Here is a 23,261-nt window from a genome sequence, read left to right on the forward strand (position 1 = left end):
CTCTCACCACTCCACGCAGCGCAAGCCCGGCCATGTCCCTGCGCCCCACCCGCTTCGGCCTCGGCTTTCTGCTGCTGGTCACGCTGACCCTGGTGGGCTGTATCAACTACGGCCTGAGCCTGGGCTACGGCCTGACCTTTTTGCTGGGCGGTGTGTGGGTGATGGCGTCCACCGGCGTGGCCCGCGCGGCGAGGCAGATCCGCCTGGGCCTGACACCGCCCGCTGCGGTTCATGTCGGGGGCGAGGCCGTGTTCACGCTGTCGGTCACGGCGACGGTGGCGGGCGCGGTCACGGTGATCCTGAACAGCAGCGCGGGCGACACCCGGACCATCACCCTGCGCGTCTCGGCGGGCGAGGCCCGCACGCTGGCCGTGCCCTTTGCTGCCCGCACGCGCGGCCCGCTGACGCTGACGCCGCGCGGGGCTGCCGCGATGGATTTCCTGGGGCTGTGGGCGGCCAGCCTGGCTGCGCCCGCTCCGGTGAGCGTAAACGTGGCCCCCGCCCCGGAGAAAGCTGCCCCACCCGCGCCCCTGCGGACCGTGCCAGCCCAGGGTGACGGCCACGCCCGCATGCGCGGTGACGAGGAATTTGCTGGCCTGCGCCCGTATGTTCCCGGCGACTCGCCCCGGCAGATTTCCTGGCGGCATGTGGCCCGCACCGGCAATTTGCTGACCCGCGAAACCGACGCCGCGCAGGGCCAGGTGCGCCGGCTGGACTGGACCGACACGGCGGGAGACCCCGAAACCCGCCTCTCCCGGCTGGCCGCCTGGGTGGGGCAACTGGACCGCGCGGGGTTGCCCTTTACGCTCAGGTTGCCCGGCACTGTGCTGGCGGCTGGAAGCGGCGAGGGGCAACGGCTGGCCGCCCTGAATCTGCTGGCGGGAGTCCTGCCCTTTCCCCCGGCTACCCCTCCCACCCGGTTCAAACTGCTGGCCGCCAGCGACACCAACGCCCTGCGGGTCACGTTGCTGGCGCTGGCCTTTACCCTCGCGCCGGGGGTGCTGCGGCAGCCGCTGTGGGACTCGGCGCTGGTGGCGGGCGTGCTGACGTACGGGGTTATCCGTACGCGCCGCAAACTGCCCACAATCCCCACCTGGACGCTGGGGCTGGTGGCGGGAGTAGCGGCGGTGGGCCTGAACGCTGCTTACGGCACGTTGCTGGGCCGTGAGGCCGGGACCGCGCTGCTGGGGCTGCTGGTGGCCCTCAAATCCGCCGAGAGTCACGGACGGCGCGACGGACACCTGCTGGTGATGCTGGGGCTGTTCATCACCAGCACGCACTTTTTCCACAGCCAGGGACTGCTGACCGCCCTGCACGCCGTTTTCGGCGCGGCGCTGCTGCTGGCCGCCGCCTCGCGCTGGACCGCCCCGACGCGCGCAGACCGGGAGGACCAGGCGGACCTGCCCAGCGTCCTGATCCGCAGCGGGGGCCTGCTGGCCTTGGCCGCGCCGCTGGCGCTGACCCTGTTCGTGCTGTTTCCGCGCCCGGAGAGTGCGCTGTGGCAATTGCCGATTCAGGGCGGGGCGAGTACCGGGCTGTCCGACGAGATTCGCGCCGGGGAATACAGCAATCTGGCCCAGAACCGTGCGGTGGCCTTCCGCGCCGATTTCATGGGCGCGCTGCCCTCCCCCGACGAGCGCTACTGGCGTGGCCCGGTCTACGAGGCATACGACGGGCAATCGTGGAGGCAGGTACGGATCGGCGGGCCATCGCCCAGCATCGAACTTCTCTCAGCGGTCCCGGCCTGGACCTACACCCTGACGCTGGAGGCGTCCGGCACCCCCTGGCTGCTGGCGCTGGACGCCCCGCTGGAGCTGCCGGGGGGCGCAGTGCTGACCACCGCGTTTCAGGCCGTGGCCCTGCGCCCGGTCACGGCCCGCCGCCGCGTGAACCTGGAGAGCCGCCCGGCCCGCCTGGGCATCAGCGAGAACCCGGAGCGGCTGCAATTTGACCTGTATATGCCTGCCGGGCAGAGTCCACGCGCCGCCGCGCTAGGAGAGGGCTGGCGGAGTCTGCCGCCCCAGGGGCGCATCGAGGCGGGGCTGGAATATCTGCGTCGGGGCGGGTTTTCCTATACCCTCTCGCCGCCGCTGCTGCCCGCGCAGGACCGGGTGGACGGCTTTTTATTCGGCACCAAGCAGGGCTTTTGCGAACACTACGCGCAGTCCTTCGTCTTCCTGATGCGCGCCGCCGGACTGCCCGCCCGCATCGTCGGCGGCTATCTGGGCGGCGAGCAGAACCCGGATGGCGGCTACCTGATCGTGCGCCAGCAGGACGCGCATGCCTGGGCCGAGGTCTGGGTGCGGGGCCAGGGCTGGCAGCGGGTGGACCCCACCGCCGTGGTGGCCCCCGCCCGCGTCAGTGCCGGGCTGGCCACCGCGCTGACCCAGCCGCAGGCCGCCGCCGCCACCGCGCCTACCGGGCTGAGCCGCCTGGGCCTGCGCCTGGACGCCCTGCAAAGCCGCTGGAACGATCTGGTGGTGGGCTACGACGGCTCTCAGCAGCAGGCGCTGCTCTCGCACGTGGGCCTGGGCGGCGTCGGCTCGGTGCCGTATCTGGCGGTATTGCCACTGCTGCTGGCGCTGGCGCTGCTGCCCGCGCTGTGGTGGCTGCGGCAGGGGCCGGGTCCGCGTGACCCCGCCGCCCGCGCCCTGCATGACCTGACGGCGCGCCTGGGCCTGCCCCGCGCGCCGGGTGAGACTCCCAGCGCCTACGCCGCCCGCGCCGCTCAGACCCGCCCCCACCTGGCCCCCGCGCTGGACGAGGTGGTGCGCGCCTACCACGCGGCCCGCTACGCACCGGGCGATTCAGCGGAGGCCTTGAAATCTCTGGCGGCGGCCACGCGGCGCGTCAGGCGGTGATTTGAGAACTGGCTGGACCTCGCCTGTACACCTGAGTCCAAGACGAAAAACCCCCGTACTGGACGGGGTTTTCTGTTTTTGGTGGCGATGCGCGGACTTGAACCGCGGACCTAACGATTATGAGTCGTTCGCTCTAACCAGCTTCGGGTATTCCTCGTCCCAGACAGCATAAACCAGTTGCCCAGGGAGCGCAAGACCCCCTGAGAGCATACGATCACGGTAAATAGAGAATCGTGAGAAGTGCGTGCTGTACGGTGTTTTGCGGAAAATGGGAGAACCACGCCGGGAATCGTGCGCTGTGGGAAACAGGGGACTGTGTGCTGCGTCCCACCCACCCCCGTGCGTCTGGCACGTATCCTGACGCCGCAGGAGTCAGCCATGCCATCCATCCCCGCCCAGCCCCATCCCTCCGTGATCCGCCGTCTCTACGCCCTGCTGTGGCCGTACCGCGCCACCATCGGGCTGGGCATGCTGCTGCTGGTGGGCAGCGTCGCGGCGGAGCTGTATCCCCCGCTGGTCTGGGGCCGGGTGGTGGACGTGGGTCTGGCCCGGCGCGACTGGAACTTCGTGGCGTGGCAACTGGCCTTGCTGGTGGGCGTCTACGCCTTGCAGCAACTGCTCTCGGCCTTTCAGGGCCTGCTGCTGGAGCGCACTGGGCAACAGCTCACCCTGGACCTGCGCCTGAAGCTGTACGAGAAGCTCGCGGGCCAGTCGGTGGCATACTTTGAGGGCCAGCGCAGCGGCGATCTGCTCGCCCGCGTCACGGCGGACGTGGACGGTATTCAGGACGTGCTGCTGCGCGGCATCAACACCGTGCTGGGCAACGCCCTGCGCTTGACCGGCGTCATCGCCATCTTCATCACGCTGCAACCCCTGCTGGGCGCGGTGGTGGTCCTGCCGATGATCGCCGTGGCCCTGCTGCTGACCCGCTACAACCAGACCGTGTGCCCAGCCTACCGCGCGGCCCGCAACCGGCTGGGAGACCTCTCGGCGACGGTGGCGGACCGGCTCTCGGGCATCCGGGTGATGCAGGGCTTCGCGCGGGAGGGGGCGGAGGCGCGCAAGGTCGCTGCCATCGGGCAGGAGTTGTACGACGAGGGCATGAAGGCGGTGGTGATCCGCAACCGGGCCTTTCCGCTGGTACGCTTCATTGCCAACTTCGGCAACATCCTGATGCTGGGCGGCGGGGTGGTGCTGATTGCGCGCGGCCAGTTCACGCTGGGCGGCCTGCTGGCCTACCGGGGCTACGGGCGCTACTTCTACGGCCCCATCGACGATCTGGTGGGCCTCAACGATCTGCTCCAGCGCGCCGAGGCCAGCGGACGGCGCATCTTCGAGGTGCTGGACGCCCCGGTCACGGTGCTGGAACGCCCGGACGCCCTGCCGTTGCCGCAGCCGGTCATGGGCGAAATCGTCTTCGAGGACGTCACCTTCGGCTACGATCCGGCCCAGCCGGTGCTGCGCGGCCTGAACCTGCGGGTGCGGCCCGGCGAACGGGTGGCGCTGCTGGGCGCGTCGGGCGCGGGCAAGAGTACCCTGATCGGACTGCTGACGCGCGTGTATGACCCCCAGTCGGGCCGCGTGACCCTGGACGGCCACGACGTGCGGGACCTGACCCTGCCCTCGCTGCGCCGCGCCGCCGCCGTGATGCCGCAGGACACCTTCCTGTTCTACGACACCGTGCTGGAAAACGTGCGCTACGCCCGCCCCGACGCCACGCCGCAGGAGGTGGCGCTGGCCTTGCAACGTGCTGGGGCGTCTCCCTTCGTCGCCGCTTTGCCGCAGGGGCTGGACACCATCGTGGGCGAGCGGGGCGTCAAGCTCTCGGGTGGACAGTGCCAGCGTCTTGCCATTGCCCGCGTGCTGCTCGCAGACCCTGCCGTGCTGCTGCTGGACGAACCGACGAGCGCGGTGGACGCCGAGTCCGAGGCATTGATCGTGCGTGCGCTGGAAGAAGCGATGGAGGGGCGCAGCGCCCTGATCGTGACCCACCGGCTGTCGCTGGCCCGCAGCGCGGACCGGGTGGTGGTGCTGGAAGGCGGCGTGATCGTGGAGGACGGCCCGCCTGCCGTACTGCGGGCCAGGAACGGACGCTACGCGGCCTTGGAACGTGCCCAGACGCCTGGCCTGGCTGGCACTCAGGCGCTCGCTTGCGGCCCTTGAGCAGAGGGCAACCAGCCATGCTCCTTGAGATGCTGCCAGGCCAACTCCACCTTCTCCTGGGTCATTAGCTGCCGTTTACGATCCGTCCAGTTGGCAATCTTTGTCAGGGCCTCGTCCGGCGTCTGGGCCTGCTCTTGATGCGCCACCCAGTGGACAGAAGCCAGGAGTTCAAGGCTGAATGGGGTTTCGAAGCCCTCAATCAGTTGCGTCACCCGCTCCAGCGGCTCTTCGATGTCGGGGCAGTCTTCCAATGCCTGCTGAATCTCCTGCGATGTGCCGGGGAGTAGGTGGATGCGGGACGCCCCCTCACCCGTGCCATAGCCCTGAATGTAGTGGCCCTCCATGCGTTCAAGAACATGCCGAACGTTGTTGTCGTAGGGACCGTAATTGTTCTTCTCAAAATTCAGCTTCAGATCGAACCCCGCCGCCTGGAGAAAGTACATCAACTTCTGCGCTTCTGTACGCCCGAGTGTGTACTCCGGCAGCAGGTACTCCCTGAAAAGCCGCAGCATGGCGGCGCTTCCCCGGTTCAGTTTTGGACGCTTGGTCTGTGGCCGCAGGGTTGGTGAGTCAGGGTCTGGATTCTGGGCTGGAGGATACAGCAAGACGCGGACCTCAGGCAGGGCCTTAAAGGCCTGTTCAATCAGAGGCCGCACCTCGTCCCACTCTAGGCCGCCGTTGCCGCATCCCAGTGCTGGGAGAGCCACAGAGCGAAGGTCGCGTTCATGAACCACCCTAATGAGGTCCTCCAACCCGGCTTGCACATAGCTGATGCGGGAGCCGCCGCGCCAGTGCCGTTTGGTGGGGAAGTTGATGATGTAACGCGGCCCAGCTTCAAAGCTGGCCGGGAGTTCAGTGACGAACATCTGTCCCACCACCACTTGCTCCGTCTTGCAAGCCTCCGCATAGACCCGGTAGTTCTCTGGATAGCGCCGCTTGAACTGGAGGGCCACACCCTTGCCCATCACGCCTTTGGTGTTGACGGTATTCACCAGCGCGTCCGCCTGGGCCTCCAGCAAGTTGCCTCGCTGCACCTCAATCATGACTCACCCCCTTGTGCTTGGCTACCAGCAGAATCACACCCTAATAGTACCAGCCTGGGCGTACCCCACCCCAAAGTGTCACCCCGTATTGTTCAAGAAGTTGCTCGACTTCATTCTGCGCGGCCTCGCTCTGCGTGGCGAATCCCAAGAGGACGGACAACGGAGCAGCACCGTGAATCAGGAACTCCGATTGCCGTTTGCGCCGCTGCTCGTCGCCATTCCATCCAGCGGCCCGGATGACCCGCCAGTCTAGGTGGACGAGGTCAGCCTTATTGTCGAAGTACCTTACGTCAACCCGCATCTCCGCGTGACCATCCGTAAAGGCGAAGGGGAGGCTAAGCGCTGCTACATTCTCCACAGAACTGACCAGGTACACCAGCCGTTTTTGCACCACCGTCCCATCGGCCCGGTCCTGTTTGAAGATGCGGTGGATCATCGGTGATTTAGGAGTGAAATAAAACGGAACGTAGTCGTGCAGCACACCCCCAGGCCCCGCCTCCACCTTCCGCCTTGCGCGGCGGCCCTGAATCCCACCATCCGAGATATCCACACTGGGGCTGGCCCTCGATTTACAGACTAGCCCTCCGGACGTCAGGATCGCTGGGAGGTTTTCCAGGGCTGTGAAGTGGTAGATCAGGCACGGCGACGGGAGCTGAAACAGGCGGGTCAAGCCTCCACCTCATGCTGCCTGAACAGGAGGCGACTCAAACCAGGTGAGGCCGTGCCGCCGTAGTCCTGCGAGGGGGCAGCTTCTGACGCTTTGCAACGGGTCTGCTATCCCATCAGGTGAGGGCTTGTGATGGCTGGAAGGCATGCACTCAGAGTACAGGGCGGCAGCCGCCTCAAGCCCGCCCGAATACACCTGTCGGTGGATTGCGACACGAGCCGTTGCGGCTTACCCTGGTCTGGTCTGGCCAGACGCTGCATAAAAAGTGACATCTTATCGACAGCACCCCATCGGAAATACGTCAAGGTAGTCCTTAATGGACGGAGAGAGCCAATCCTAGCCGGACCACGGATAACAAGCTCCGCGCTTGCCGCAGTGGTGAGGGGGTTGCCTCCTCTCTTGCCCTACGCATAGACATTCGTTCCCCGATCCGCGTAAGACTCGTACACATGCGCGTAGATGGTCTTGAGCAGCGCGTCGAGTTCACCAGGTTCTGCGCCCAGGGCACGCAGCTCGTCCCGGATGGCCTTGCGGACCCGAGCTCTGGTCTGCTGCTTCTTGCGCCAGTCAATGACCAGGGCGCTAGTTTTGAGCTTCTCGAGCAGATGCTTCGCCATGGCTTTGACGGCCTTCTCCTCGCGCTTGCTGAGATCCGGGTCCCCCTGGGCCACCAGGTCAAAGATCGCCAGCTCCGCCTCGCTCAGGCCCTCGCGGGCGGCACGCTGCCCCTCTGCATCAAGTTCCTGGCCGAACTGCAAGAGTTCCTGGAAGAACGCCTCGATGTTCGCCGCGCCGCCGTTGTAGTCCTCGATCATGGCCCGTAGCTTCTCGCCGAAGTTCACGCGGGTCTTGTTCAGGCGCGTGAGCTGGTCAACGCGGCCCGTGAGCATGGCCCTGAGCTTCTCGGCCTCGGTCCGCTTGTGTGGGCTGGTCTGGAACGCCCCGGCGAGTTGGTCAAAGTCGATCCGGCTGAGGTCGAGCTTGGGGCCGTCTTCGCGCACCCGATAGCGCTGGGCGATGACCGACTCGTCGAGCAGCTCCTCCACCTGGTTCATGACGCCCTGCTCCGGGGCCACCAGCCCGCCAGTGACGACAAGCAGCATCTCGGCCAGCACGACGTACAGCGCGCGTTCAACGGTCAGGGTCTGGGCCGCCGCGTCAGGGAGTACCGCCTTGTACAGTCGGTCGATGACGGAGGCCGTGTCGAGGTACCGCTTGCGGGTCTCTTCGGACTCCAGCAGGGCGTCGCGGGCGTCTGCAAGGAGTTGCAGCCGATCAAAGCCGTGTGCGTCGAGCAGGGCGTCGGGATCAATGCCACGCGGGGTCAGGAAGGCCCGCATGCTGACCACCTGGGCCTGAAGGTGGGCGAGCAGCTCCGCCTTGGGCTGCACGGGCGAGTCGTTCCCGCCGCTGCCGCCCCCGTAGATGGCCAGGGCCCGTTGCAGGTCACGGAACACCCCGATGTAATCGACGATCAGGCCGCTGACCTTCTGCTCCCAGACCCGGTTGGCGCGGGCGATGGTCTGCATCAGCGTGTGGTTGCGCATGGGCTTGTCGAGGTAGATGGTGCTGACGCTCGGCGCGTCGAAGCCGGTCATCCACATGGCGCAGACGAAGACGATGCGGAGTTTGTCCTGTGGAGCCTTGAACTTCGTCTCGAGGTCCTCTTCCACCATCCGTTTGCGGTGGGGTTTGATGTCCACACCCTTCGCGGCGAAGTCGGCGATCTCATTCTGTGCCTGCGAAACCACCACCGCCATGTCGGTCTCGCGCATGAAGGTCTGGCGGGCTAGCAGCGCGTCGCGGGCGTCACCGGTCGCGTGGGTCAGCTCCGCGTCCAGGCGGGTGATCTCGCCCTTCCAGTGGCGCTGCACCTTGTCGTACATGCGCACCGCCGTGAGCTTGTCGAGGCTGACCACCATGGCCTTGCCGAACTGAAGGCGGCCCATGAAGTGCGCCACGATGTCCCTCGCCAGTTCTTCCAGGCGGCTGTCGCGGGTGATGAGCTGGTACTGCCGTCCGAACGCCCGGGCCAGGGACTGCTCGGCCTCGTCGTCCACGGACGCGGCGTCAAGCAGCCCCTCCATGTCCGCCTGGAAGTCTTCATTGGCGAGTTCCAGCTCAGGCGTGCGGTTCTCGTAGTACAGCGGGACGGTGGCGTTGTCCTCGACGGCGTCGCGGAAGTTGTAGACCGACACGTAATCCCCGAACACCTCGCGGGTCTTCTCCTCGCCTGCCATCAGCGGCGTGCCGGTGAAGCCGATAAAGGACGCGTTCGGCAGCGCCAGGCGCATGTTCCCGGCAAAGACGTCGTACTGGCTGCGGTGCGCCTCGTCGGTCATGACAATCACGTCGTCCCGCCCCGTCAGCGTGGGGTACACCTCGGTCTCGCCTGTGTCCCTGTCCTTGCCGGTGCGGAACTTCTGGATCAGGGTAAACAGGTAACGGTGATCTTCTTGCAGCAGCGCCTTGAGGTCCGCCCCGCTGTCTGCACGGACCTGATCCTCGGGCTCGCTGACCGCCCCAGTGCGGGCGAAGGTGGCGTAGATCTGGCTGTCCAGCTCGTTGCGGTCCGTGACCACCACGAAGCTCCAGTTGCCAGGTACCCGGCGCAGGACCTTCTGGGCGAAGAAGACCATGCTGAAGCTCTTGCCGGACCCCTGGGTGTGCCAGAACACCCCCAGCTTGCCCCGATTGGCCTTGGCCTCCGTCAGGGCGAGCAGGGCGTTGTTCACCCCCAGGTACTGGTGGTTCTTGGCCAGGATCTTCAGGGTCTGGCCGTCACCCTCGGAGTACAGGATGAAGTTCTCCACCAGATCGAGTAGCCGTTCCGGCTGGCACATGCCCCTGAGCATGGTCTCCAGACCGGGCCGCTTGGGTTCGTTCTCGCGCTCGACTTTCTTCCAGTCGACGAAGTGTTCCCAGCCCGCCGTCAGGCTGCCTACACGGGCATCGAGGCCGTTGGAGACGATGATGAAGGCGTTCGGGATGAACAGTTGCGGCAGCGTGTCGCGGTAGTCGCGCAGGTTGTCGGTGTAGCCGTCCTCCAGGTTTTTGTGTGCAGCCTTCAACTCGATCAGGACCAGCGGCAGGCCGTTCACGAAGCCGATCACGTCCGGGCGGCGCAGGTACAGGCCGTCTGGGCTGGTGATCCAGAGTTGCTGAACGGCCAAGAAGCGGTTGTTTGCAGGTGTCTCCCAGTCGATCACCCGCACGCGCTCGTTGGTCTGCTCGCCGTCCACTCCCTCGAAGGTGACGGGGACGCCCCCCTTGAGCAGCTCGTACAGCTCGCGGTTGGCCCGGATCAGGGTGGTGTCGAAGCGTTCGAGGGTAAGAACTTCCAGTGCCTGACGCAGCGCCTGTTCAGGCAGGTCTGGATTCAGGCTCCGCAGAGCCTCCAGGAGTTCGCGCTCCAGGATCACCCCTCGGCGGCTGTCGCGGCCCAGCAGGCTCTCCGGGCCGAAGTCCTCGTCCATCGCGTTCACCGTCTTCCAGCCGAGCTGCCCGAGCAGGTGCATGGCGGTCTTCTCCACTAGGGTGTCCTCGCTGAAGTTATGCACGGTTGGCGTTCACCGTCTGCTCGATCAGGGGGCGCAAGTCGTGAAGTTCGCCGGGATCGGAGAAGGTGCCTATAAAATGATCCGTAGGCCAGCCGACAATTGGATCGCTTGGCATGGCCTTTCCAGCGCCAGACGGATTGTCGAGAGAACCGTAGGAGTGGCGCAGCAGAAGATGGACCCTCTCCCGGTCGATGTACACGCGTCCAATGTCCTGCCCACCCACCACGTAACGCTCAGAGGTTTTGGTGGGCTGCACGGTGAGGTCTCCGGCAAGGTCCTGGAAAGCCTCCCGGAGGCCCCGCATGAACTGGCGCACGTTGGCGGCACGGTAGGGAATCTCCTGAACGAACTGGGCGTGTACCGCCCGGATCAGGGGAAGCGCCCGCGCCACATCATCCCCAGACCGGAGATGCAGCGCGCGGCGCTCCTTGCTGCGTGGTTCCCAGCCCTCGAAGAGGGTGTCCGGCAGGATGTCGGAGTCAAGGGGGCGCACCTCAATCACCACGTGACCCTCCCGCAGCAGGCCGGTGAATTCAACAGGCTGCCCATAGCCGATGTAGGTCTGGGTGGCATTGCGCTCCAGGGTAGGGCTGACCTGGAGTAAGACCTGCTCAAGCGTGGCGAGGGCTGCCCTGGGACCAGCCTCAAGCGCATCGATGGCTTCCTGGAGGCTTTGCGTCGGCATGGGAGCCGTCACCACTTCCGGCAGCTTCGCCCAGGCGATCAGCAGCACCGGCCAGATTGCCTCCAGATCAGCCAGATCGGCAACCGGGCGTTTCCACCAGCCCTTCTCCTGGCCTTTGTGCCAACCCGGCCTGTCGTCCGGCGATTCCCCCAGCAGGGCCCAGACGTTCACGCTGGAGTCGTCGGTGGACAGGGTGAGGGCGTAGCGGCGGCCCTTGCGGTAGTTGATCTCCCGGCCCATCACCATGCGGTTGACGCCGGGAAGTTCAAGGGCGCGCCGGTCGAACGCTGTCGCCACTTCGGTCAGCGGAGTCGGCAGGGCCATCAGCCGCTCCCAGGGGTCACGTGCCGCCGGACGCCGCCCCTCAGCGCGCAGGCCCTCCAACTCGGCAGGGGTGAATGTGGGGAGCGGCCAGAGCTTCAAGGCAAGCCCAGCCAGGCGGTCCGCGCGGCTCTGAATGCTCACCTCGTTCCAGCAAGGCTCCTGCGCGATCTCCTGGGTCATCAGCAGGCGACTGAAGGTGTAGCCCTTTGGCAGGGTGGACGTGGCGGTGTCGCCGTCCCTGACGGGCAGGGCTTTCTTGACTTCAAAGGGGCGATCACCGAGTTCGCTGTTGTAACCGGTCAGGGTCAGGTTGCCGAGGGTATCTACCAGCCGCTCCTGCACCTCAGCCCAGTCCGCACCCAGCATCTCGCGCCACGCTTCGCTAATGTTGCGGTTTTGCGGCATGACATGCTCGATGGTCAGGTCATCGGTGACCACCAGCTCCTTCGGACTCATGGCCCGCTCCAGGCGCACGAGAACGTGTTTGCAGACGTCCAGGGTGTACAGGTTGACGGTATGGAGCTTCTCGGTGAACACGTCGTCGGCTGGAAAGCCACTGCGGTTGCGGTCCTGGAAGCGCATCAGGGCACGCTCCACCGAGCGGAGGTAGGCAGCGCTGCCCTGATCCCGCACGAGTTCGCGGCCCGCGCTGGCAAACAGCTTGTTCAGGGGGGCGCTGCGGAACTCGCTCACCGCTCGGCGCACCAGGATCGACTCCACCGTCCGCAGGGCCGACACGAGGTCTTGGGTTGTGACAGGGCCCTTGCCGTGGTCTTCCAGCAGCTCCAGCACGAACGGCGAGATCACACGCACCCGCACGCTCAGCAGGTCTTGCAAGGCCAGACGCAGGTGAGGGTCGAGCAGGGAATCGGCGGACCGCTCGGGATGCAGCATCTGTGCGTAGTGCTGCGCCATGCGGCGGAGATCTGCCACTAGCGGCTGCACACCCGGATCAGCCAGGCCCTCACGGTAGGTCTTGAACGCTTCGTACACCTTTTCTCGGTCCACCAGCGAGCGCATCCTGACGGTCAGGAAGTCGCGCATGAAGCGGTTGAAGGTGTCCGGGCTGCTGCCCTCGAACAGCGCTTCCAGGGGCAGCCAGTACGTGCGGCTCAGCTCGTCCTGCTCATCCTGCTCCAGGCCCATCAGCACGTTGTTACGGATCAGGTCAGCGGGGGTCAGGTCCTTGCCGGTGCTGTTCAGGCTCTCGAAGATCAACTGGGGGTCGTCGCGGCCCTCTTGCAGCACGACGGCCACCACCTCCAGCTTCCGGAGGCCGGTCAGCACATCCCGCACGTTGACACCTGCATCCTGAAACCGGGCACGGAAGAAGTCCCGGCCCGCCAGCAACTCCTTCGAGAGTTTGTCTGGCTGGGGGCCATCCCCGATCAGGTGCTTGAAGGTGTCACGGTCCACATGGGTTGGCAGCAGCTTGAAGCGCGACTCGCCGCTCAGGTCTTCGTTGAGCAGGTACAGTTCCCGCCACTTCACCGCCCGGATGCGCTCGGTGTCGCCCGTGCTGCCGTCGGGGAGTTCCAGATCCCCATGTTTTTCCAGTTCTTGTACCAGGGCGGCAATGATCAGGGTCAGGGTGGTCAGGCGCTGCTGGCCGTCGATCAGGCGGGCACGGCGAAGTCCAGCACCGCCCATACGGACCGACGGCTGGGTGTACACCACCGATCCCACGAAGTGTTTGCGTCGGCTGACGTCCCGGCCCGCCTTCAGCACGTCGTTCCAGAGCTGCTGGCGGTCTGCGTCCTGCCACGAGTAAGGCCGCTGGTAGAGGGGAACCTCGAACTGCTGGCTGCCGGACAGGAGACCCAGCAACTCGTGCATCTCCGCGTTCATGCCACTGCCTCCGCTTCAGTCACCATGTCTTTAGCCGCGCCCCGGATGTCCAGGTTCGACACGTCCAGCTCGCCCGACACCAGCCGGGGCAGCAGCAGATCGCGGGTGCGGCGGAGGTTGGTGTTGCGACGTTCTAAGTTTACGACAGCACCCCTCAGAGGCCGCACGCGCTCTCCGAAGTCATTTTGGAGGGCAAGGTCTGGACGCAGGAGATGAGTACTGCTTACACGCTCACGTCCGAGTTCAGTTTGACCTGTCGCCCCTACACCAAGTCCTTCAAAGTGCGACTGCATATTGAGCAATGCCAAGCCGAAGAAGTCCAAGTCGACTTTGTCGAGATCTGGACGCACGATGGTTACATGGGAATCCACCGTGCAGTCAGTCAGCTCCTCATACACCTGTGCAACACGGCCTAAAGTTCCTATACCCGTGGAATTGATGAGTACGTCGCCGAAGCCAACCTGCTTCATCACCGGAACCTTGCCCAAATGTCGCCGTGCAGGCTGGAGCGAGAGCCGTTGATCACGTATGCATTTCTGATTGATCACCAGGCTTAACGAGTCTTCGTTGTACTTGGGGGCGATGCCGCGCGTCACCAGTGGTGCCACGTCACTTATAGACGCAAGCTTCCACCCCTTCGGCCTGCGCCCCTGCTCGTCTTCCACGAACACGACGAGTTCGTGGCCGGGGTAGCGGTACTCCACGAACCACTCGCGGTACAGGGCGCGGGCCATGTCCTCCAGCACCCGCACCCGCCGCGTGTTGTTCTCGATCAGGTCATCGTAGGCCGAGAGGATGGCCGCGATCTTACGCTGGGTGGGGAGGGGGGGAAGAGGTACGTCAACTTTTCGCAACTCGCTTTGCTTAATGCCTGCTACCGTTGTACCCGTAGCCCTAGCCTTCAAACCTGCTTGCATGAATGGAGCTTTGAGAGCTTGAAAGAAAAAGTCTTGATCTATAAGTGCAGGATTGCCTCTGAGGAGAATGACTCGTTGGGCGAGTGCAATTTTCTCAGAGGTGCGCAGTTGAGCAACCTCACCCAATGGAGCTTCGGTAGTTATGAGAATGTCATGCTGCTGCGGCAAGCCTCGGCGCATCCATGAGTCATAGTTATCTGATGCTATATATTCGTGGTTTTCTTCAAGAATTCGTCCATCTTTAATTACTTTGGCAGTGATCAGCTTGATACCAGAAGTTGTTTTCTCGGGTGTCTTGCCCCGATAGTCAATTAGACGCTCAACAACATTCTCAATGGATATGGTGGGCCACTGATTCACGTGTTCGCCTCGGCGCCAAGCAGCGCCGCCACGTTCTCGCCGATCCGCTCTTCCAACTCGTGCGCCTCGGCGGTCAGCACCTCCAGCTCCTCGTTCAGTTCGCCCAGACGCACACTGAAGTCGAAGTCGTCGGCAGCACGGGCCGTAACGCCTACATAACGGCCTGGGTTCAGGCTCCAGCCCTGTGTCTCAATCTCGGCACGGGTGGCCACCTTGCACAGCCCCGGAACGTCGCGGTAAGCGCCGTCCGGGAACAGCTCGTCGAACCGGTCGTTGCTGCCGTGCTTGAACTCCGGGGCCTCGCCCCGGTACAGGTTGGCGATGTTGGCGAGAAGTTCCACTTGCTCGTCGGTCATCTCACGGATGGCCTTGGTCACTTGCCGGAAGGTGTGGCGTGCATCGATGAACAGCACCGTGTCCTCGCGGGCGCTGCCGCGCTTACCGTTGTCGTAGAACCAGACGGTGGCGGGCAGGGTGACGGTGTAAAATAGGTTGCTGCTGGCCGCGAGCATGATGTCCACGTTGCCGCTCTGGATCATCTTCTGGCGGATCATCTGCTCGCTGCCGCGTGCGTCGCTGGCACTGTTCGCCATGACCACCCCGGCGCGGCCCGTGGCGTTCAGGCTGCTGCTGATGTACTGAAGCCACAGGTAGTTGCCGTTGTCGGTGCTGGGCGTGCCGTATGGCAGTCGGGGATCGGAGGCGATGTCGTCCTTCTTGATGCCCTTGACGTTGAAGGGCGGGTTGGCGAGGGCGAAGTCGAACTTGCCCCGGCTGCCGTGGATGTCCTCGTAGAAAGTGTTGCCCTGCTTGATGTCGCCGCTCAGGCCATGTACCGCGAGGTTCATACGGGCGAGGCGGACGGTCTCGGCGGTCTTCTCCTGCCCAAAGACGCTCAGCTCGTCGGTAGGGTTCTTCTTATGCTCGGTGACGAAGCGGGCCGACTGGACGAACATGCCGCCCGAGCCGCACGCCGGATCGTAGATGCGCCCGTGGAACGGCTCCATGATCTCCACCATCAGCTTGACCAGGCTGGTGGGCGTGTAGAACTCGCCGCCCTTACTTCCTTCATTGCGGGCGAACTCGCCCAGGAAGTACTCGTAGACCTTGCCGAAGGCGTCACCTTCCAGGCCAGCGGCGATCTCACCGAAGTTGAACGCCTTGAGCAGCGGCGCAAGCACGCTGTTGTCCAGGCGGTTGTAAATCTTGGGCAGCACGTCCTTCAGGTCCTCGTTCTCGGTCTCCACGGCCTTCATGGCGTCGTTGATGGCCTGTCCCAGGTTGGCGCTGCCCGGCAGGGCCAGCAGGCGGCGGTAGCGGGCCTGCTCGGGCAGGTACATGACGCCCTCGGCCTGGAAGTCCATCGGCTCGGCGTCCGCCCCCAGCGTGGCCTGCGCCTGCTCGAAGCGGTGATCGGCATACGCGAGGAAGATCAGGCCCAGCACCGGGGTGCTGTATTCGTGGCTGCGGAGCTTGCTGTTGGCGCGCAGGTTGTCGGCGGCGGCCCACAGGCGACGCTCGACTTCGGTGCTGTTGGAGGTCATGTATTGCTCATGATACGGGCTGGCCGCGAGGCGCGTGACTGTGGATGCTAGCCCCCGCTTGATGGTGCGGCCCCTGTGGGCGTACCAGACTTGTCCTGAGTCTTCCCTCGCACAGAGACACTTGCCCAGCGACACCCCACAACGTCAGACCCGGCGCATCAGCAACGGCGACGCAGTGACCAAGCTGCACCGCCTGCTTGACACCCTGCGGCCCGGCGACGTGCTGGTGGTCTGGAAGCTGGACCGCCTGAGCCGCAGCCTGAAGGACCTGCTGACGCTGCTCGAGCGGCTTGACGGCCTGGACGTGGGCTTCCGCTCCCTGACCGAGCACATCGACACCACCACGCCCGCCGGACGCATGCTGCTCCAGATGCTCGGAGCCTTCGCGGAGTTCGAGCGGGAGATGGTCTGGGAGCGCACCCGCGAAGGTCTGGCGGCGGCGCGGGCCGACGGACGGGTTGGAGGACGCAAGCCCAAGCTCTCGCAGACCCAGCGCGACGAACTGGTGCGCGGCGTGCGAGAGGAGCGCTACACGATGGCGCAGGCCGCCCGGCTGTTCGGCGTCCACCCGGCCACCGTGAGCCGACTGATGTCGCAGGTGCATGTCGCCGAGACTGCGCGAGGTTCGTGACCCGCCTCATGCGCTGATCACCATGCCGTTGGTTTCCAGAACGTGTTCAAGGCGGAAGAGCAGGCGGTCCGTGACACCGATCTCGGGGAAGCGGCGCACAGGGACGATGAAGGCCGCCATGTACTTGCCGTCGTCCAGGGCATGCAGCACCCGGACCCAGGCCACTTCAGAGCGCAGGTCCGCCCCGAAGACGTCCTCGACGAGCAGGCTGACGTGCATGCCCGGCGCGAGGTGGCGCTGGTGCCGGTGGACGGCGCGGAAGGTGTAGTCGGTGTCTTGCTCGAGTTCTTCGATGCTGAGTCGTGGTGTGTTCATGGTGTTCTCCTTGAGTGAATGAGATCCACGTTGTGTGACCTCTCGGCGAAGTTCTTGCCGTGTTCGTCGTAGCGGGCAGGGCAATGCAGGAAGCTGGTGCGCTTCGCGTGGGGGCGGGGAGTAGGGGGGAGTCCTTACAACCTTGTCGTGGCCCAGTTGCGGGGCGACGCTGGGAGAACTGGATGGGAACGGCGTCGAAGAGAGGCCGAAGCCTCAGTGTTTTTCTTCCGGTCCAGACAATGGGGGATTGGGTTCATCAGGATGTACCTGAGGTTGTGGTCATTGTTGACGCTGGGCTTTTGACGTGGAAGGCGACCTTTCCCAGGCGGCGCTGAACACGGCAAGCACTTCGGTGAGGAGTGTTGACGGATGCAGGGCGAGCCGCGCAGGTGCCCCCGGAGTAGGGGGGGTGGCAGCGGTCCCAGGCAGGCGCGCCTCACTCCTGCATCGACGTAGATTTTTGTCCGGCGAACCGGCTTGAGGTGCTTTTGGGTGCTTTATGTAGAGTGCGAGGCTGGGCAGACGCACGCCCCTGAACCCCGTAGAGGTCTTGCTTGCAGGCGTGTGTCGTGGTGTGTGGTGTCTGCCGCACCGCGAGTCCCTGGACAGGCGCACCTCACCCGGACCAACGCGGACGTCTCGCTGGCAGGCCGACTTGAGGTGCCGTTGGGTGCCTCACGCAGAGTGCGGTGCTGGACAGACGCGGCTCAGATCCCGTAGCGCAGGGTCTGGGTCTCACTACCGAACTGCTTGGCGTGACCGAGGAACACCAGTGTGTCCAGCACCTCCTCGACGGACGCAGCGCGCGCCCCCTTAAACAGCGCGGTCACCTGAGCGGACGTGAGCGGCTGAGGCGCGGTCTGGAGCGCGTGCTGCACGGCTACCGCACGGTCCATGAGCTTGGCGGGGAAGGACGGCACGGCAGCGACACGCACGGCCAGCGTCCCCGCACCCATGTCGAGATCGCGCATGGCGGTCCCCTTAGGGTCCTGATACTCGGGGCGCAGGTACAACACCGTCCCCTGTCGTTCTTGCTGGTGACGTGCGGCGTTGAGCGCGGTGAGCTGGGTCAGCACCTGCTGGTCACTGAGGACACCCGTCCAGCCGTACGCGGCTTGCACCAACGCGTCGAGTTCGTCGTGCAGCAGCCCCAGGGTGGTGACGAGGCCGTCGTCGTGAATGGTCTGCTCCTTGACGGTGAGCGTCTCACCCGCGCGCAGCGTCTCAGGCACGTTGCAGATAGCCACACCTTCATATGTCCGTATGTCGCAATGCGCTCACCCGCGTGCGATCTCTGTCAGCGCCGGACCAGTACCGTGCACCACGGCATGACGCTCACCCTTCCTCCACCTCCCGCACCTGCCAGTCCCACCACCCTCTCTCCATTCAGTCGCGCCGAAGCCTCCAGAGTGCTGAGCGCAGCCAAGCTGGGTGAGGTGCATGTGGTGGTGGCCGCGCCTGGTCAGGGCAAGAGCATGTTCATGCGTGAAGAGATCGCTGACCGGATCAAAGCGGGCACGCTTTCGAGGGTCTTGTGGGCCGTGCACGCCATCAAGAAAGCGGACTCGCTGGGCCGGGAGGCTGAAGACGCCTTCAAAGCCCTGGGGGTGGACTGCGAGATCATCCGGCCCCACAAGCACTTCTCGTCCAACACCAAAGCGTTCCAGCGTCAGTTCGACTGGCCGCGAACTCCCGCCGTCCGCATCATCAGCCACGCCCGGCTACCCATGATCTTCGGGGGAGGCGGTGGACTGTCCACGCGGCTGGCTGGTGCGGACCTGCTGGTGATCGACGAGGACCCCAGCAGCGGTGTGCTGCTGGCCTCGCCCACTGACCCATACGCGCCGAGGGCCTGGAACGAGGACGGCCAGGAACCGGCAGACCTGCGCCTGAACACCCTGGCGGCCAGCGGGGACCCGGTTTGCGTGGCGCTGGCAGATGTCGCAGACCGGGCGGCGATCAGCGCGATCAGCAGCGCGGCCAGCGGCACAGTGAGCGGCGCAGTCACCACCTTCGCCTCGCCCAACAACTACGCCAGCGCCCACGGTCTGACCGGCACGCTGCTGTGGCCGGAGCTGGCCCGGTTGCATCCCGTCAACACCTCCGGTCTGGAGGGCGCGCTGGTGGCCGTCCACGTCCGCCCCGAGGAGGCCGTCCTGATCGCCGTGGCGCTGACCGAGGACGCCGCGCGCGCCGCTGCGGGTGGTCCTGAGCGCCTGCGCTTCGGCGTGCTGTGGCCTGGCAAGACGGATCTCACCGGACCTGCCCTGCTGAGGTACAACCTGCGACGCCCGCTGAACTTCAACCTGCCCGTCGTCGTTCTTGATGGCTACGCCGACGAGGCGTACTACACCACCCTGTTCGCCGAGCAGTCCGTCACGTTCCACGGGTACGATCCCGGTCTCCTGCTCGATGTCGAGTGCTTTCAGGGCCTGGCACTCGATCCGATGCACGAGAGCACCATCAAAGCGCTCGAGAACCGCACACAGATCGCCGAGGAACTGGCTAGGCAGGCGGCACCCACTGGACGGCCACAGCTCATGATCGCCAGCAAGAAGTTCTGGAAGGCGCGCAGCCTGCTGAGGTGGTGCGGTCTGGTCGAGGTGGCCTATCACCGCGTGGGCAAGCCCGAACCCAAACGCATGCACTGGCACGCTGGGCGCGGCCTGAACACCTACGCCGGGCGCGACGTGTACGCGCTGAACGCGGGACGGCTGAGCCGCATGCATCGGCACCACACCCTCTCGGCTGTCTTCCCGGATCAGCCCCTTGAGCGTAAGCGGCTGCACGTCCACGCCGAGGGCAGCGAGCTGCTCCAGATGCTCAACCGAGGCCGCCAGCCCAGGTACGCACCGCCGCTCGTCCGCCCCCGGATCGTCGTGGGGCAGAGCCAGGAGGACGTCCGCGAGTTGCTGGGACCACTGATCAGTCGAGTAGCGCTGCGGGACTACGCGCCCAGTTTGCTGTTCACGCGTCGCAGCCACAACGCCCGCTGGCGCGACATGACGGCGGCGCTCGCCGGGGAGTTGCTGGACTCGGGCCACTTCCCGAACGGGCTGACTGCCACGCTGCTCAAGGGGCTGCCCAAGAACGGCTCGTCCTCGGCGGGGAGTCTCAAGGCGTGGTCTGCACTGTTGAAGTTTACCAGGACTTGCCCCGTCGGCAGCCACCTTCACAGCGCCTACCACGACTCGGGAAGCTGGCAGTACGACGACGTCATGAACGGCGGTGCTTCCAGTGACGACGGGATGCTCGACGACGCGATGGCCGCCGTGGGACTGACGAAGGTTGCGGGCAAGCCCAAGGTGTACCTGAAGCCCGGCGCGACGAAGGAGCAGGTCTCGCACGACTGCGCAGAGTTCGTGAAGGCGCACCAGACGAAGGGGGTTGCTGGTCAACTCCCGTAGTGAACCGGATGCCCAGCGAATGGATGAGACGCACGGCAGCACCCACCTTCCTGAGCAGCGCCACCCACATGGACACCCCCGAAGGCAAAGACGCTGGCCCAGCGCACGAGGGGCTGACAGGGATGGGACATCATCTGACGCGATCTGATCGGTGCGGCAGATCAGGGGAGAGTGCCCACCCCTCCATCAACGGGCGCGCGAGTAGGTTGCTGCCGGCCACAGGAGGGTTCGAGTCCCCCCGCCCACCACCACAGCGAGGAGGCCAGAGGCGCGGTTGTCGCTCCTGGCCGCTTTTTCAGGGCGATCAAGGTCGTGACGTGGGGATGGAGTGCGTAACACAGGGCAGCGTTCTGGGGCAGAAAGGCAGGAAGATGCCAGGCCACCGCGATGTCACTGAAGTTCTTGCCGTGTTGCACCCGGACGCCCCAGGCATGTCCCAGGGCCGGTGGGAGTGGGAAGACGGAGAGCAGCAGCGCGCACAGAAGCAGCCAAGCAGTCCCGAACTCCTCGGAACTCACACGGGTCTGCCCTAGGTGCGGCCTGCGGCCTTGTCGAGTGAGTCGCCCAAGGAAGCCTCGGGCCATCATCCCCAACCTGCCGCTGCTGCGTGCGCGCCGCACGCGCGGCACCCAAGCCGAAGGCGCGGGAGGACACAGCCACGCGCACACGCAACGGTCCGCTGCATCGGCTTGCGAAGGGGGTTGCTCGTCAACCCGGGGTGACCTGAGACTTGGATTCCGTTGGTAAAGTCAGTCGCAGTTCCTGAAAACTCGCAAAATGGAGCCCATGACGCCTAGAACACCTGAGTGGAGTCCCAGACCAGTCTGTTCGGCGGGTCATGCAGCCTTTCCAAAGCGAAGCCTCTCTCGCGGAACTGTCGATTTTACCAACGGAATCGACTTGGAACCAAAACCTGCGTTAAGGAATTCGGTTGAGGTCTTCATCCAGTGAGGCTGGGTCACGTCGTGGCCTGAACATCATCCCCAGGGAGTGGGTGCCTCTTGACATCTGCGCAGATGAGGAGAGTAATAGGAGCAAATCTCACAGAGAAAGGAGACCTTATGGAGCCGAAGTTTCTCATTCCTGGTAATGGACACCCCCTCAACGTTCTTGGCGATCACATGACGGTGAGGCTCACTGGAGAGGAGACAGGGGGCCGCTTCACGCTGGTCGAGCAGACCAACGAGCCGGGTACGGGCATCCCCATGCATCTGCATGAGAATGAAGATGAACTCTTCCATATCATCGACGGACAGATGAAATTCACAGTCGGAACCCAAACCACGACGGCCACGGCGGGGACCACCGTGTTCTTGCCCAGGAAGATCCCTCACAACTGGATGGTTGTCGGGGAGACGCCTGCGAGGACACTGCTTTCAGTCTTTCCGGCTGGAGCGGAAAAAATGTGGCAGGAACTCAGCGCCCTGCCCGCCGGGCCTCCAGACATGCAGCGGGTGGCTGAGATCTGCGCCCGACATGGTGTCAGGTTTCTCCCGCCCTCTGATTAAGCTCTTACTTGGAGGGCTGAGCCAGCTTTTGCCGGATGATCAGGGTGGTGACAAGCTTGACAAAGCCCAGATGACAGGGGGCTGCTTGCACCGCGCCACGCCTGGACCGATACTGAGGCCATGACCAAGACCGCGCCCCGTGATCTCAGCGCGACTGCCGTGCGGCGTCCGGTGGGCGAACCCAGCCGCGAGTTGCGCCTGGAGATGGTGGACCACGCCGTGTCCAGCCTGCGCATCGAGGGCTTCGAGATCACGCCTAAGCAGCTTCAAGACCTGCGGGAGCGCAGTGGGACATACCGGAACTGACGGCAAGCCCTCTGGAGCTACGGCCTGCCCGCGCCGCGCTACGCGGACCGCCCCAGGTACTTCGCGGGACTGAACCGCTACATGCACACGGGCAGTCTGGGCCTGCTGATGCAGGTGACAGTGGCCGCCCTACCGGACGAGCCGGAGTGAGCGTCCAGCTCTCAGGTCCGCAGACGGGCCGCCAGCACCGCGCCCGGCTTGCGCCAGGGGGCCAGCTCGCCCAGATCGGTGGCCAGCCGTTGCAGTTGTAGCGCGAGCGCGTGCAGGCCGGGACGCTGCTCGTTCTCATTGCGCAGGAGCGGCGTAAGGGTGTTCAGCGCCCGCCTCACAGCCTCGGTGCTGGTCAGCATGTCAGCCCGCCTGTCCGGGCAGGACGGTGAAGTAGCGGAGAAAACGGGGCAGGGGGACCATGACCAGCCGGTCCGCGTGGTAGTCGCCCAAGGCGTATGCCGAGAGGCGCACCAGCACATGCGTCGCCGTCGCCGTGACCAGGTAGGCCGCGCAGCCGGTCACGACGGGGTGATGCTCGGCGCGCGCCGCCTCGGCCTGGACGGTGGTATAGCCGCCGCGCGGATGCGGGAAGATGCACATCAGGGGGCGGGTCCGCAACTCGAGGCCAGCGGGCGGGGGCGTCCCGGCCCGGCTCAGCGCTGGCAGCCCTTGAGAGGGGCCAGCAGCCCACGGCGAGTGCCCACCCTCGGGGACAGGGCAGACAATGGCCTGCACGTCCCGCACCGACAGGCCCAGCACCGCCGCGAGTCTGTCGGCGGGCCACTTGTCAAAGATGCGCGCGTTCCCGAGTTCGGTGTCGTTCCATCTGATGCCCTGGAGCTTCCACACGGCGGGGCCGTGCTTGACCGGATCGAAGGGGGCCATCACCTTGTCGGGGGTCAAGTTGGTGTCGGTGGTCATGCGCTCATCCTATCGAGGCCACAGGACGGCCACCACGGGCTAGCGCGGCGGATTCATGGGGGAGTGTGACACGCTCAGCTCAGCCGGATCAGGCGGGCCGCAGCCGCGCCGCCAGCACCGCACCCGGCTTGCGCCACGGAGCCAGCTCGCCCAGATCAGTGGCCAGTCGCTGGAGTTGCAGCGCGAGCGTGGCCCATGCCTGGAACATGA

Annotated in this window: 16 protein-coding genes; 6 read left to right on the top strand and 10 right to left on the bottom strand. The window is 65.2% G+C overall.

Annotated elements, in window-relative coordinates:
- The first annotated feature begins 32 nt into the window (after positions 1–32).
- On the top strand, positions 33–2,861 hold the full coding sequence (locus Q322_RS0102380; RefSeq protein WP_034417337.1) for a transglutaminaseTgpA domain-containing protein: 2,829 nt from the start codon (positions 33–35) through the stop codon (positions 2,859–2,861).
- Between the two features lie 378 nt (positions 2,862–3,239).
- Positions 3,240–5,024, top strand: a complete 1,785-nt coding sequence (locus tag Q322_RS0102385; RefSeq protein WP_084147740.1) for an ABC transporter ATP-binding protein — start codon at positions 3,240–3,242, stop codon at positions 5,022–5,024.
- Here Q322_RS0102385 and darG read toward each other — a convergent pair.
- The 6 genes from darG to Q322_RS0102415 form a co-directional block, all read right to left on the bottom strand.
- Positions 5,000–6,067, bottom strand: a complete 1,068-nt coding sequence (gene darG, locus Q322_RS0102390) for a type II toxin-antitoxin system antitoxin DNA ADP-ribosyl glycohydrolase DarG (RefSeq protein ID WP_029475576.1) — start codon at positions 6,065–6,067, stop codon at positions 5,000–5,002. The two genes, Q322_RS0102385 and darG, sit on opposite strands and share 25 nt — an antisense overlap.
- Positions 6,068–6,107: 40 nt before the next feature.
- On the bottom strand, positions 6,108–6,737 hold the full coding sequence (darT, locus tag Q322_RS0102395; RefSeq protein WP_051668038.1) for a type II toxin-antitoxin system toxin DNA ADP-ribosyl transferase DarT: 630 nt from the start codon (positions 6,735–6,737) through the stop codon (positions 6,108–6,110).
- A 401-nt stretch (positions 6,738–7,138) separates the two neighbouring features.
- A complete protein-coding gene (locus Q322_RS0102400; RefSeq protein ID WP_029475579.1) occupies positions 7,139–10,294 on the bottom strand; it encodes a type I restriction endonuclease subunit R in 3,156 nt (1,051 codons plus the stop codon).
- Positions 10,287–13,151: a DUF262 domain-containing protein gene (locus Q322_RS0102405; RefSeq protein WP_029475580.1), complete on the bottom strand. Its 2,865-nt coding sequence runs from the start codon at positions 13,149–13,151 to the stop codon at positions 10,287–10,289. The genes Q322_RS0102400 and Q322_RS0102405 overlap by 8 nt, the downstream gene beginning before the upstream one ends.
- Positions 13,148–14,428 (bottom strand): restriction endonuclease subunit S, encoded by a 1,281-nt coding sequence (locus Q322_RS0102410; protein ID WP_156952841.1) that lies wholly within the window; start codon positions 14,426–14,428, stop codon positions 13,148–13,150. The genes Q322_RS0102405 and Q322_RS0102410 overlap by 4 nt, the downstream gene beginning before the upstream one ends.
- Positions 14,425–15,972, bottom strand: coding sequence for a type I restriction-modification system subunit M (locus Q322_RS0102415; RefSeq protein WP_029475585.1), 1,548 nt, complete (start codon positions 15,970–15,972; stop codon positions 14,425–14,427). The genes Q322_RS0102410 and Q322_RS0102415 overlap by 4 nt, the downstream gene beginning before the upstream one ends.
- Before the next feature lie 121 nt (positions 15,973–16,093).
- Here Q322_RS0102415 and Q322_RS0102420 point away from each other — a divergent pair, with 121 nt between their 5' ends.
- The gene (locus Q322_RS0102420) at positions 16,094–16,603 is read left to right on the top strand and encodes a recombinase family protein (protein ID WP_245593109.1); all 510 of its coding nucleotides are present in this window, start codon (positions 16,094–16,096) and stop codon (positions 16,601–16,603) included.
- A 6-nt stretch (positions 16,604–16,609) separates the two neighbouring features.
- Here Q322_RS0102420 and Q322_RS0102425 read toward each other — a convergent pair whose 3' ends face one another.
- Together Q322_RS0102425 and Q322_RS0102430 are read right to left on the bottom strand one after the other, a co-directional pair.
- Entirely contained in the window at positions 16,610–16,918 is a 309-nt protein-coding gene (locus Q322_RS0102425; protein ID WP_029475589.1) for a hypothetical protein, read from the bottom strand.
- Positions 16,919–17,625: 707 nt separating this feature from the next.
- Positions 17,626–18,150, bottom strand: coding sequence for a hypothetical protein (locus tag Q322_RS0102430; RefSeq protein ID WP_156952842.1), 525 nt, complete (start codon positions 18,148–18,150; stop codon positions 17,626–17,628).
- Between the two features lie 96 nt (positions 18,151–18,246).
- On the opposite strand from Q322_RS0102430, the gene Q322_RS0102435 reads away from it, so the two are divergent.
- The 3 genes from Q322_RS0102435 (at position 18,247) to Q322_RS0102445 (ending at position 22,139) form a co-directional block, all read left to right on the top strand.
- Positions 18,247–20,325 (top strand): hypothetical protein, encoded by a 2,079-nt coding sequence (locus Q322_RS0102435; protein WP_156952843.1) that lies wholly within the window; start codon positions 18,247–18,249, stop codon positions 20,323–20,325.
- Between the two features lie 1,061 nt (positions 20,326–21,386).
- Positions 21,387–21,833: a cupin domain-containing protein gene (locus Q322_RS0102440; RefSeq protein WP_034417342.1), complete on the top strand. Its 447-nt coding sequence runs from the start codon at positions 21,387–21,389 to the stop codon at positions 21,831–21,833.
- A gap of 120 nt (positions 21,834–21,953) precedes the next feature.
- Positions 21,954–22,139: a hypothetical protein gene (locus tag Q322_RS0102445; protein ID WP_029475597.1), complete on the top strand. Its 186-nt coding sequence runs from the start codon at positions 21,954–21,956 to the stop codon at positions 22,137–22,139.
- A gap of 161 nt (positions 22,140–22,300) precedes the next feature.
- Here Q322_RS0102445 and Q322_RS0102450 read toward each other — a convergent pair whose 3' ends face one another.
- Both Q322_RS0102450 and Q322_RS0102455 read right to left on the bottom strand, forming a co-directional pair.
- A complete protein-coding gene (locus Q322_RS0102450) occupies positions 22,301–22,489 on the bottom strand; it encodes a hypothetical protein (protein ID WP_029475600.1) in 189 nt (62 codons plus the stop codon).
- A gap of 1 nt (position 22,490) precedes the next feature.
- On the bottom strand, positions 22,491–23,051 hold the full coding sequence (locus Q322_RS0102455; RefSeq protein ID WP_029475601.1) for a hypothetical protein: 561 nt from the start codon (positions 23,049–23,051) through the stop codon (positions 22,491–22,493).
- Positions 23,052–23,261: the final 210 nt, after the last annotated feature.

It is taken from the genome of Deinococcus frigens DSM 12807, from assembly GCF_000701425.1.
Lineage (GTDB): Bacteria > Deinococcota > Deinococci > Deinococcales > Deinococcaceae > Deinococcus > Deinococcus frigens.

Bases quoted from the DNA above. Each gene is read 5' to 3' on its own strand.
- Q322_RS0102450 (WP_029475600.1), bottom strand. From the start codon at position 22,489: ATGCTGACCAGCACCGAGGCTGTGAGGCGGGCGCTGAACACCCTTACG.
- Q322_RS0102415 (WP_029475585.1), bottom strand. From the start codon at position 15,972: ATGACCTCCAACAGCACCGAAGTCGAGCGTCGCCTGTGGGCCGCCGCC.
- Q322_RS0102425 (WP_029475589.1), bottom strand. From the start codon at position 16,918: ATGAACACACCACGACTCAGCATCGAAGAACTCGAGCAAGACACCGAC.
- Q322_RS0102435 (WP_156952843.1), top strand. From the start codon at position 18,247: ATGACGCTCACCCTTCCTCCACCTCCCGCACCTGCCAGTCCCACCACC.
- Q322_RS0102405 (WP_029475580.1), bottom strand. From the start codon at position 13,151: ATGAACGCGGAGATGCACGAGTTGCTGGGTCTCCTGTCCGGCAGCCAG.
- Q322_RS0102385 (WP_084147740.1), top strand. From the start codon at position 3,240: ATGCCATCCATCCCCGCCCAGCCCCATCCCTCCGTGATCCGCCGTCTC.
- Q322_RS0102445 (WP_029475597.1), top strand. From the start codon at position 21,954: ATGACCAAGACCGCGCCCCGTGATCTCAGCGCGACTGCCGTGCGGCGT.
- Q322_RS0102440 (WP_034417342.1), top strand. From the start codon at position 21,387: ATGGAGCCGAAGTTTCTCATTCCTGGTAATGGACACCCCCTCAACGTT.
- darG (WP_029475576.1), bottom strand. From the start codon at position 6,067: ATGATTGAGGTGCAGCGAGGCAACTTGCTGGAGGCCCAGGCGGACGCG.
- Q322_RS0102380 (WP_034417337.1), top strand. From the start codon at position 33: ATGTCCCTGCGCCCCACCCGCTTCGGCCTCGGCTTTCTGCTGCTGGTC.
- Q322_RS0102455 (WP_029475601.1), bottom strand. From the start codon at position 23,051: ATGACCACCGACACCAACTTGACCCCCGACAAGGTGATGGCCCCCTTC.